At 57.7% G+C, this 12,058-nt stretch carries 3 protein-coding genes; all 3 read left to right on the forward strand.

All coding sequences use genetic code 11. From position 1 onward, the window contains the following. Positions 1-14: 14 nt before the first annotated feature. Genes B9D94_RS13620 through B9D94_RS13630 form a run of 3 tightly spaced genes read left to right on the forward strand, consistent with a single transcriptional unit; the run spans position 15 to position 12,042 of the window. Positions 15-10,280 carry a non-ribosomal peptide synthetase gene (locus B9D94_RS13620; RefSeq protein ID WP_148247253.1) on the forward strand — a complete coding sequence of 3,422 codons (10,266 nt, stop codon included), beginning with the start codon at positions 15-17 and terminating at the stop codon, positions 10,278-10,280. A gap of 33 nt (positions 10,281-10,313) precedes the next feature. After that, a complete protein-coding gene (locus tag B9D94_RS13625) occupies positions 10,314-11,285 on the forward strand; it encodes a hypothetical protein (RefSeq protein WP_006210234.1) in 972 nt (323 codons plus the stop codon). Between the two features lie 7 nt (positions 11,286-11,292). Then, on the forward strand, positions 11,293-12,042 hold the full coding sequence (locus tag B9D94_RS13630) for a thioesterase II family protein (RefSeq protein WP_253806153.1): 750 nt from the start codon (positions 11,293-11,295) through the stop codon (positions 12,040-12,042). The last annotated feature ends 16 nt before the right edge of the window (positions 12,043-12,058 follow it).

The raw sequence follows: 12,058 nt of genomic DNA on the forward strand, positions 1-12,058 counted from the left end.
GGGGGAATAGTGTCATGTTTCAACTGGATTTGCTGGATACCAAAAAGGACACATCCGGGCGGAAGGGGCGGAGCGGGGGCTCCGTCTCCAATGTTTCCCTCAAGGATATTGCAATTGTCGGGATATCCGCCAAGCTGCCGCGCGCGGAATCGCACGATGCCTTCTGGGAGCTTCTGCAGAACGGCAAGGATCTGGTAGGCGGGTTTCCGGAGTCCCGCAAGGAGGAATTGAAGCCGTATTTGCGCCGCATGGAGACGCAAACTGGCCCCGTTTCCTTTTTTGACGGGGCGTATATCGAAGATATTTCAGGTTTTGACTATTCTTTTTTCGGACTTTCGCCCAAGGAAGCCTCGCTGATGAGCCCGGCGCAGCGCCTGTTCCTGCAGACGGCCTGGGGCGCGGTTGAGAATGCGGGGTACGGCGGAGATGCGCTGCACGGTTCGCGCACAGGCGTCTTTATCGGCTATAACGGGGACATGCTGCATGATTACAAGCGAATCATCGAAGCGCTGGACCCGGAGGCCTTGTCCATGGCGGCGCCCGGCAATCTGAGCTCCATGATACCGAGCCGGATTTCGTATTTGCTTAATTTGCGCGGACCGGCGATCAGTGTGGATACCGCCTGCTCCTCCTCGCTGGTAGCGGTCCATCTGGCATGCCAATCGATCCGCAGCGGCGAATGCGAGGCAGCGATTGCGGGCAGTGTCAAAATTAACGTGCTCCCGCTGGATACCGGCATACGCCTTGGCATCGAGTCAAGCGACAGCCGGGCCAGAACGTTCGACGACTCGGCGGACGGAACGGGTATCGGCGACGGCGTGATTGCGCTGCTGCTGAAGCCGCTCTCCCGCGCGCAGGAGGATGGCGACCACATTTATGCCGTCATCAAAGGCAGCGCGATGAATCAGGACGGCAGTTCGGTCGGCATTACTGCTCCGAACGCTCTCGCGCAGGAGGACGTCATTGCGCGTGCCTGGCAGGATGCGGACATTGATCCCGAAACGGTGACATACATGGAGGCGCACGGCACGGGCACCCCGCTTGGCGACCCGATCGAAATCGACGGGCTGACGCGCGCCTTCCGGCGATATACCGACAAACGCCAATTTTGCGCGATCAGCTCGCTGAAAACCAATATCGGCCATCTCGACCATGCCGCCGGTATTGCAGGGCTGCTCAAGGCGATCCTGTCGCTTGTCCACAAGCAGCTTCCGCCAACGCTTCATTACCGCTCGCCGAACCGCAACATTCCGTTTGTGGATTCGCCCGTTTATGTCAATGACGAATTGACGCCATGGGAGACGGACGGCGAAGCAAGAAGATGCGGAGTAAGCGCGTTTGGCATGAGCGGGACCAACTGCCATGTTGTGCTGGAGGAGGCCCCAGCCGGAATACCTTCGGGCCGCTCGGACAGAGCGGAGCTCTTCTGCTTGTCCGCGCACAGTTTGACGGCACTGGAGCGGCTCGTGCTGCTCATGCGGGACTGGGCTGCGCAGCATCGCAGCGATGAGAGCGGCAGCCTGGCCGATCTTTGCTACACCTTGGCCGTCGGCCGGGGAGCCCATCGGTATCGGCTGGCGATTGTGGCAAGCCATTGGGAAGAGCTTGCCGAGACCTTGCATGCCGCAGCCAAAAGCGGCTTGGCCGGCCTTGCGCTGCCGAACGTTCGTTTTGGGACGGTCAATACGGCAGCAGCCGGGAATATGCGGCAGCAACCCGTTCCAGACGAACGGGAAATAGAAGCGCTGGAGATGGGCCAACGTTACGTGGGCGGATACGAGATCGACTGGAAGGCGTTCTACCTAGGACAGCGCCGCCATCGGCTGCCGCTTCCGACGTATCCTTTCGATTCTCCCCGTTGTTGGGTGCAGGAGGCGCGCGCCGGAGCGACGCTTCACAAACCATTTGCGCACTGGAGCGGATATTCGATCGGTGGAGATATTCCCGAGGAGCTTGGGCAAGAAATGAACGAGACGTTTGACAGATGGCAAGCCACGCTTCGGCGGAGCGGCGGGATGAAGAGTCAGCGCCGCCGCGGCGTTGCGTTAACCGGGGAGCGTTCCGGTCTGGAATGGGAGCAGCATGTCGCAGATGTCTGGGGTGCGCTGCTCGGTTATGACGAGCTGCCTACGAATGCCGATTTTTATGAACTTGGCGGAGATTCCATTATTGCGCTCAAAATTGTAAATCAGCTCAGCGAGCTTGCGGGTATTCACATTCAGGTGGCGGATTTGTTAGGGCATGCGGATCTGCCTTCGTTAACGGTCCTGATCGAGCAGCGGCTCAGGGAGAACGGCGTTACGACAGCGCAAAGAACGAACAATCGAAACAACGTTGAGCAAACGAAAGCCGCTCAAAACAGCAGACACGAGGCGAACGGCGAGCATGGCGGACAAGCAGTGTCCATTAGCTTTGGCCTGGCAGGAGCAGACGGGCATGGCAGGCTGTTGACCGGCCAAGCCTCCTACTCTTTGTCCGGACATAGATTGGAGCCGATTCCAAAGGCGGCACCGCAAGAGCATTATCCGGTGTCATCCCCGCAGAAACGCATGTATTTGCAGCAGCAGGCGTTGCCCGAAGATCGCAGCTACAATTTGCCGGAACTATTGCACTTGGACGGGGACATTGATGCAGATCGACTGGAGGCCGCCTTGCAAGCTATCGTGGAGCGTCACGAGACGCTTCGCACCAGCTTCCACGTCATCGACGGCGAAATCAGGCAGCGTGTTCATGCCGCCATACCTTTTCACCTGGTCCGCAAGGAGGCCGATGAAGCGGAAGCAGACGGCCTGCTGCAAAGCATGTTCTTGCCATTCAGGCTCGATAAGGCTCCACTGCTTCGTGCAGCCTTGCTGACGCTGGGACCGGAGCGCCATGTGCTTTTTATTGATATGCATCATATTGCATCCGACGGCATGTCGGCGGGTATTCTTTTGTCCGACCTGATGACTCTATATCAGGGCGGTTCGTTGCCGCCACTGCCGCTGCAATACAAGGATTATGCGGTATGGCGGGAGAGCAGACCGCTCTCCGGAAGCGCCGAACGGTATTGGCGCGAGCAATGCCGGGGAGACTGGCCGACGCTTGCGCTTCCGACCGTTGCCCCGCGACCGCCTGTCAAAGGCAATCGTGGCGAAACGTTTGACGTTTACGTCGAGGCCGAATTGATGGCGGCTGTGCGCAGCCTCGCGGCCGAATCGGGCACGACTCCGTTCATGGTGCTGCTATCTGCGTATTACACTTTCCTCGCCCACTATACGGGGGCCGAGGACATTGTCGTCGGCACGCCGATTGCGGGACGGACAAGGCGCGAACTGGAAGCGGTCGCGGGCATGTTCACAGGCACGCTGCCGCTGCGCGCCTATCCGCGCGCGGACAAGCCGTTCAGTGCCTTTTTGTCTGAAGTGAAAGAGATGGCAACCGGGGCTTACGCCCACGCTGATTATCCCTTCGAGGAAATTGCGCAATGGATGGACAGAAGGGACGCTAGCCGGAGTCCACTGTTTGACACGATGTTTATCATGCAAAATCTGGGTATTCCAAATTCTTCATCAGCGGGATTGTCGTATCGCCACCAGCGCTTTGAGCATGGCACGGCCAAATATGATTTGATGATTCAGGCTGTGGAGCATGGAGCGGAATTGCGGCTTGTCGTGGAATATAATACTGATTTGTTTCACCGCGCGACAGCCGAGCGGTTCATGCGGCATTATGTGCAGCTGCTGCGCAGCGTGACGCTCCGTCCGGGCGCCGCGCTCGGCGAAGCGGAGATGCTGACGGAGTCGGAGCGTCTGCATATGCTGGCAATGGGGAGACGCGAAGCTGACTTTCCGCCGCCGCGCTGTCTGCATGATTGCTTCAAGGAGCAGGCGTTGGCCGTTCCTGATTTGCCAGCCGTATCTTGCGGCGGTGAATCCATGACTTATCAGGAGCTGGATCGCCGTACCGATGCGCTGGCGCAAACCTTGCGCGCCAAAGGTGTAGGACGCGGCAGCGTAGTCGGCGTCATGGCGGAGCGCTCCATCCCCATGCTGACCGCTATGCTCGCGGTTATGAAAGTCGGAGGCGCATATATGCCTGTGGATCCGCATTATCCCGGAGAACGCATCCGCTATATGCTGGAGGACAGCGGTGCGGAGCTGGTCTTCGCGGACAGCGCGCATTCCGTAGCCGCGAGCAGTGTGCCAGCCTCCTTGCAGGTGCTGGACATGGCGGATGAGGCGCTGTTCTCCGGCGGAGACGAAGCTGCCACCGCATGGCCGCGAGACGCCGCCGATCTGATGTATGTCATTTATACTTCCGGTTCTACGGGTCAGCCGAAGGGCGTCATGGTGCCGCACCGTAGCTTTTACAATTTCGGACATTCGCTCAGGAGGTTTTTCGACGGACAATACGGTGAGAGTGACAGATGTCTCAGCCTGACCAATATTTCGTTTGACGTCAGCGTGGCGGAGCTGTTTATGCCGCTGATGTTCGGGGCTTGCACGGTGCTCTACCCGGAGCCGACACTGCTTGACCCGCGGCGAATTGCCGAGGTGATTGTGGGTGAGCGCATTACATTCGCTTATTTGCCTCCGTCTTTGCTGAAGGAGGTTGCGCGGCTGCTGGAGCAATCGGCTGCCGCGATTACGCTGGACAAAATGCTCGTTGGGGTTGAGCCGATTCAAGACGAAACGCTGGAGCTGTATACGAAGCTGAATCCAAAGATTCGGATTATGAACGGCTACGGACCGACGGAGGCGACGGTTTGCTCTAATATGTACGCGTACAAGCCGGGCGCTTATCGCGGCGGCTATGTACCGATTGGCGGCCCGATGCACAATGTGGAAATTTATATATTCGGTTATGGCGGCCAGCTTGCTCCGATTAATGCAGCCGGGGAGCTGTATATTGCCGGCAGCGGTCTTTCCGACGGTTATGTGAACAAGCCGGACATGACAGCAGAGCGCTTTTTGCCCCATCCGTACCGTGAGAGCCGCTACATGTATCGCACCGGCGATATCGCGAAGTGGCTGCCGGACGGCAACGTGATGTATGTGGACCGGGCCGACCAACAGGTGAAAATCAGAGGTGTGCGGATTGAAATGAATGAGGTTCGTTCGCAATTGATTTCCTTTCCCGAGGTGGAGGATGCGGTTGTGATCGTCCGCGAGCAGGCAAGCGGCAACAAGGAGCTGTGCGCGTATGTGGTCGCTTCGGACAAACTCCCTTCGCGGGAATGGCGAAGACGGCTGAAAGACAAGCTGCCGGAGGCGATGATTCCGGCCTATATCGCGGCAATTGATGCAATACCGCTGACGCCGAATGGGAAAGTGGACCGGCGCGCCTTGCCGGAGCCGGAATTCGGGCCTTGGGAACGGAGAGAGGCAGAGCTGCCGCGAGACGGGATGGAAGAGCGCGTTGCCGCCATTTGGAAGGAAGTGCTGGGCGATACGGCTGGGCCAATCGGTATTCACGACGACTTTTTCGAGCTTGGCGGCCACTCCTTGAGGGCTGCGGTACTGGCGGGCAAGCTGGAGCAGGCGACGGGAGCCCATGTTCCACTCAGCCTGATATTCGAACTTACCTCCATTGCGGAAATGGCCACCTGGCTGAAGGAGCGGGTCGATGCCGCTGCGGTGGTCGAGCCGATCCCGAAGGCGGAGCGGCGGGAGTGGTATCCGATGTCGCGCGCTCAGCGCCGCCAATATATGATGCAGATGCTGGGCGGTGACGCCACCATGTATCATGTGCCGTTCGCGCTCCGCTTGCAGGGCAGGCTGGATGCGGCGCGGCTGGAAGACGCGTTTACGGCGCTGATCGGTCGCCACGAAAGTTTGCGGACAACCTTTCATATGACAAAGGACGAGTTCAGGCAAATGGTTCATCCGCCGTATGACTTTAAGCTGGAGACGCTTGACCCCGCAGCGATCACCAGGGACGAGTTCCTTCGGGGAGCGCCGTCAGACTTTGCTGAGGTGACGCGTCTGATAGAAGTCTTCCAGCGCCCGTTTCATCTGGACAAGCTGCCGCTGCTGCGGGCAGGGCTGCTCCGGTTGAACGAGGAAGAGCATCTGCTGCTGCTGGATATTCATCACATGATTACGGATGGTGTATCCTCCGGTTTGCTGGTGAATGAGCTGTCGCGGCTGTATGCCGGACAAGCGCTGCCAGAGCAGCGCGTACAATACAGCGATTATGCGGTGTGGCAGGAGGCCGGATTTGCCGATACCGCTTATGCGGAGCATGAGAGGTACTGGATGGAAATCTTCGAAGGCAAGCTTCCTGTGCTGGAGCTGCCAACGGATCGACCGCGGCCGTCTCTGCCGAGCTATAAAGGCCGCCGCCATTCGTTCCGGCTGGACGCAGTGACAACCGCGGCGGCGCGAAAGCTCGCGCGGGAAGAAAAGACGACGCTGTATACGGTGCTGCTGGGTGCTTTTGCCGCGATGCTGGCCAAATACAGCGGTCAGACCGAAGTGATTGTGGGCACCCCCTCCGCCGGCAGGGAGCATGCCGATACGCATGGCATGATCGGCATGTTCGTCAACACGCTGGCGCTGCGGACAAGGCCGGAAAGACTCAAGACGGTAAGAGCTTATATAGCAGAGCTGCATAACCATGTCGTTGAGGCGCTTTCGCGCCAAATGTATCCTTTCGAGGAGCTGGTCGAAGGGTTGAAGATTGATGCGGACAGAAGCCGCAATCCTTTGTTTGACGCCATGTTTGTCTTGCAAAATATGAACCGGCCAGTGATGGAAGCAGGCGGGCTCGTCTTTGACGAAATACCGTTCGAGTCGGGGACAAGCAAGTTTGACCTGACGCTGGAAGCGGTGGAGCGGGAAGCGGAAATCGAGCTGCAGCTGGAATATGCAACGGATTTATTTCATGAGGAAACGGCGCGACGCATGGCGGAAAGCTATGCCGTACTCGTGCAGGAGATGTGCAGATCGCAGGGTCGCACGGTTGGCGAGCTTGAGCTGATGAGTGAGAGCGAGCGGAAGCAATTGTTGGCTATATTGGGTGGAGGAAGCATACCGGTACAGGCCGCAAGTAAAGAGGGGGGCAATGGCAGGATGGAAACTCGAGCAGACAAGGACATGACAGAGCGGCAAGTAGGCCCAGGTGCGGTTTCCGCGCAAGCAACGGCGGAATGGACGGGGTTCGTGCAGGAAGTGGAGTGCCAGGCGGCGCGCACGCCGGATGCGGCGGCGATTCAATTCGGCGCGGAGATGGTGACGTACGCCGAACTGAACGAACGCGCGAATCGGCTTGCCCATTCCTTGCGGGCGAAGGGTGTGGGGCCTGAAAGCATGGTCGCTCTAATGGCGTCCCGCAGCCCGCTGCTGCTTGTCGGTATTCTGGGTGTTCTGAAAGCCGGAGGCGCCTATGTCGCCATTGATCCCGCATACCCGAAAGAAAGGATTGACTGGATGCTTGAGGATTGCGGCGAAGCGCTTCTGCTGACGGAAAAAACATATGCGGGATTCGCAACGAGAGCCGCTGCCGAGATGTATCTGGACGATCCGGAGCTGTATGCGGCGGACAGAGGCAATCCGGAATGTATCCATAAGCCGGACCATTTGGCGTATGTGCTGTATACGTCGGGCTCGACCGGGCGCCCCAAAGGTGTGATGATCGAGCATCGCGGGCTGGCTCATTTCATCAGCGGCTTCCGAGAGCGGATTCCGTTTGAGAAGAGCCAGCGCATCCTGGCGATGGCATCGGTCTCCTTTGATATTTTTGTCGTTGAAAATCTGCTGCCGCTTACGCTGGGTATGCGGATTGTATTGGCAAACGAAGAGGAACGGAGCGACGCCGCTTTACTGCAAGGCCTGATCGACAAGCACGGCGTCGATGTGCTGCAAATTACGCCTTCGCGCTTCAAGTGGTGGATGGATCAGCGAGGCGAAACGGACGGCTTGCACAAGCTGCGCATATTGATGATCGGGGCGGAGCCGCTGAGGCTTGATGTGCTCGGCAGGCTGCGCGCAGCTACCGGAGCCAGATTGTTTAATTTGTACGGTCCGACGGAGACGACGGTGTGGACCTCCATCCGTGAAGTGACTGAAGGCGAGGACATATCGATCGGGACACCGATTGAAGGTTCTCTCATGATGGTGCTTGACGAAGGAATGAAGCTGCGGCCGACCGGTGTGACGGGCGAAATTTGCATTGGCGGACCGGGCGTCGGGCGTGGGTATCTCAGCCATCCCGAATGGGATGTCGCTTTTGTGCCGAATCCGTATGTGCCGGGCGAACGCATGTATCGCACGGGTGATCTTGGAGGCAGACTTGAAAATGGGGAGTTTGTCTATGGGGGGCGCCGCGATTTCCAGGTGAAAATCAGGGGTCACCGGATTGAAATCGGTGAAATCGAGCAGCAACTGCTTCGCCATGAGCAGGTGAAGGAAACGGTTGTCACCGCTTTTCAGGAAGAGGATGGGGAATATGCGCTTTGTGCGTATGTTGTCCTGCAGAACGCCGTAGCAACGGATACGGAGCAAGGCGGCGAGGCGCCATCCGGTAGGTTGCCCGCGCAGCTGCGTGAATATCTCCGTGATAAGCTGCCCTCCTATATGCTTCCGCCCTTCATGGTCGTTCTGGATGACATTCCGCTTACGCCAACGGGCAAAATCGACAGAAGGGCGCTCCCGAAGCCGGAACCGTCCGATGCGAACACACGAGAGCTCGTTCCGCTTTCAACGGATACCGAGCGCAAGCTGGCGGAGATTTGGAAGGATCTGCTTGGTACGGATGTCATCAGCGCCAAGGACAGCTTTTTTGAGCTTGGCGGTCATTCCCTGAAGGCCGCAGGCATGGTCAGCCGCATTGCGGAACGCTTTAGCATTCAAATGCCGCTGCGCGAGATTTTTATGAATCCTACGCTTGAAGGTTTAGCGGCCCATCTGGATACTAGTGAAACCGCGGCTACCGCGCGCATTCCGAAGCAGCCGGAGCTCGAGCACTATCCGATGTCAAGAGCGCAGCGCCGCCAATTTATGATGGGGCTGATCTCGGGCGAGGCAATGATGTACCATGTGCCGTTCGCCGTGCATATGCAGGGCAAGCTCGATGTGGAGCGGCTGGAGGAAGCTTTCCTTGCGATGATAAGCCGCCATGAATCGCTCAGAACGACATTTCATCACGAGGAGGACGAGTTCCGTCAACGTATACATGCAGAGCCGGTATTTACGCTGGAGCGGGGCGCCAGGCTGAGAATGGCTGCGGTCAAGCTGCTAGGGGAAGGCGGAGAGGAAGGATTGTTCGGCGGCATCAGCACACTGATGGAGCGCTTTATCCGTCCGTTTGATCTCGGCAGTCTTCCGCTGTTCCGGGCAGGATTAATCCCGCTTGGCGAGGAACGCCATCTGCTGCTGCTGGACTTTCATCATATTATTACTGACGGCGTCTCCGTCAGCGTCCTGCTGCAGGAACTGACCACGTTGTACGGCGGCGGCGAGCTTCCGGAGCTGGATATCCAGTACCGGGATTACACGGTATGGCAAGAAGAACAGATCGGCAGCGAAGCCTATATGGGGCATGAGCGCTACTGGCTGGAGGCGTTCGATGGGGAGCTGCCGACGCTTGAGCTCAAGTCGGCCTTGCCAAGGCCGCAACTGCAAAGCTTCGAGGGCGGTCTGATCAACTTCAGACTGGATGAAGAGCTGACACTTCAGATCAAGGCATTTGCACGTGAGCGGGGCACGACGTTGTATACCGTGCTGCTCGGAGCTTATGCGATGCTGCTTAGCAAATGGAGCGGTGAGGAGGATATCATTATCGGCACGCCGGTAGCGGGCCGCAATCATGCGGGACTGGAAGGGTTGATCGGGATGTTTGTCAATACGGTCGCGATTCGCAGCTTTCCGGAATCGTACCGGACCGTGGGCGACTATTTGTCTGAGCTGCACGAGGATGTGCTGCGGGCGCTGGAGCACCAGAATTATCCGTTCGAGGATTTGGTGCAAAAGCTGGGAATCGATCAGGATCGCAGCCGCAATCCACTGTTTGATACGATGTTTATTCTGCAAAATATCGATCGCGTCGCTTACCGTTCGGGCGGCATTGAATTCGACCCTAAGGAGTTCGATCCGGGCGTAAGTAAATTTGATCTAACGCTTGAGGCGCTGGAGCAGGACGGCAGGATCGATTTTGCGCTGGAATATGCGACAAGTCTTTTCCGGGAGGAGACCGTCCGGGCGCTGTCGCATGATTATGCGGTGATCCTACGCGCGTTGGTAGAAGACGGAGCACAGAATAGAATCAATGCCGTGCTTGCAGCAAGCAAGCTTGTATGAACCAACATTCTAAGCCTAAGGAGGCGGCGAACGATGAAGCTGTCCATGAAAAGGAAACCGTTTAACGAGTTTTGGATGAACTGCATGCTGAACCAGGCGTTCTCTATTGCGGTGTCGGTGGAGCCCAGCTATAGGGATGCGGCGTATTTGAATATTTACCGTTACTATCCTTGGGAGGCCGCAACGGACAAGGATTTCCGCTACCCCACCATTGACACACTGTATTATATGGACGATCCGGTCAGATTTCCGCTATCGCAGGTGTTTCGCTATATCGAGCCTGGTCATTTCCGCAGCAAGGAAACGGTGCTGGAAGAAATCAGGGCGATGCTTGCGGGCGGACGCAACTTGAGCGTAAACGTGGATCTGTATGACTGGCTGCCGGGCAGCATGGCCTGGAAAACATTCCATTGGTATCATTATTCGCTGTTTAACGGATACGACAAGGAGCGCGGCATCTTCTACGTCATTGACGATACGCTTGCGGGCTACGAGGAGCACGAGGTGCCGGAGGAAAGGCTGCTCAAGGCGTACGGCAACTCGGAATACAACGTGAATCCGAACTATTTGGGGCCTGCCTTCTACGTATACAACCTGCATGAAAAGGTTCAGCCCTACGAGTTGAGGCTGGCTGAAGTGGTGGAAAATGCGGAGCGGCTGGCGAGAGAGCTTGGCAAGTTCTCCATAGAGGGCATGTGGAATGTAGATTCCGAACCGGAGAAGAAGCAAGCTCATTTGACCTATGGCCTTGTCGGCGTCAACATCATTTGCAACCGGCATATCGCCAACGTGTCGCTGCTCCGCTCCATGCGGGAGAAGAACCTCATCGGCGAAGCTCTGTTTGAGTCGCTGTCCGGTCAGCTTGGCGCAGTGAGGGACGGATGGGATCTGGTGAAGGACCGTTTTGTGACAGGAGACTTTGAACGGGGCAGAGAGCTGGCGCTCGCGGATGAATTGTTCGTGAAGGAAAAAGCGTTCTGGACAGCGCTTGTCGCCGGGGCGTAGAGCCCGATTGCGTCAATATGTTACCCGGGAGGCGGGCGTTATTGCGATATCATTAATTTGTTTGCCATATGCTGGTGGCTCCGCACAAGTGTACAAGCGCTGGACGAACCAGCTGCATCCTGACGTGCGTCTGGTACCGGCCGAACTGGCGGGCAGAGGAAGCCGCATGGGCGAGCCGTTCTATGCGGACACGGCGGAGGCCGTGCAGGATTTGCTGCCGCTGGTGCAGAAGACGGCGCTTGGCTCCGATTCATATGCTCTATTCGGCCACAGCATGGGTTGCCTGCTCGGATATGAGCTGCTGCATGCGCTGCGGGAGGAAGGATTTCCGCTGCCTGTGGCAGTCTTCCTCTCCGGCAGAGGGGCGCCGCATTGTGAGCAGGTGGAGACTCGCCGGATTCATATGCTTCCGGAAGAAGAGTTTCTTGATGAATTGAAACGACTCGGCGGCATGCCGGACGAGCTGTTCCGGCATCGGGAGCTGCTGGATCTGTTTATGCCGATCTTAAGAGCCGACTTCAGGCTTGTCGGTGAATACGAGCATCGAATGCGGGCGCAGCTGCCGCTCCGGCTCACCATCTTGAGCGGCAAGGATGACGGCTGCGTCAAAGGCCCGCTCGGTGAATGGGGGCGTTATGCGACGGGAGGGTGCGAGCTGATGCTGTTTGATGGCGGACATTTTTTCCTGCATGAGCAGGAACAAGATGTTGTAGCGGTGATAAACAAAATTCTGACCGAGGCGCTTGCCCCGATCTGACATTGAGGAGCGTGAT

Source organism: Paenibacillus sp. Cedars (assembly GCF_003184205.1).
GTDB classification, from domain to species: domain Bacteria; phylum Bacillota; class Bacilli; order Paenibacillales; family Paenibacillaceae; genus Paenibacillus_AQ; species Paenibacillus_AQ glucanolyticus.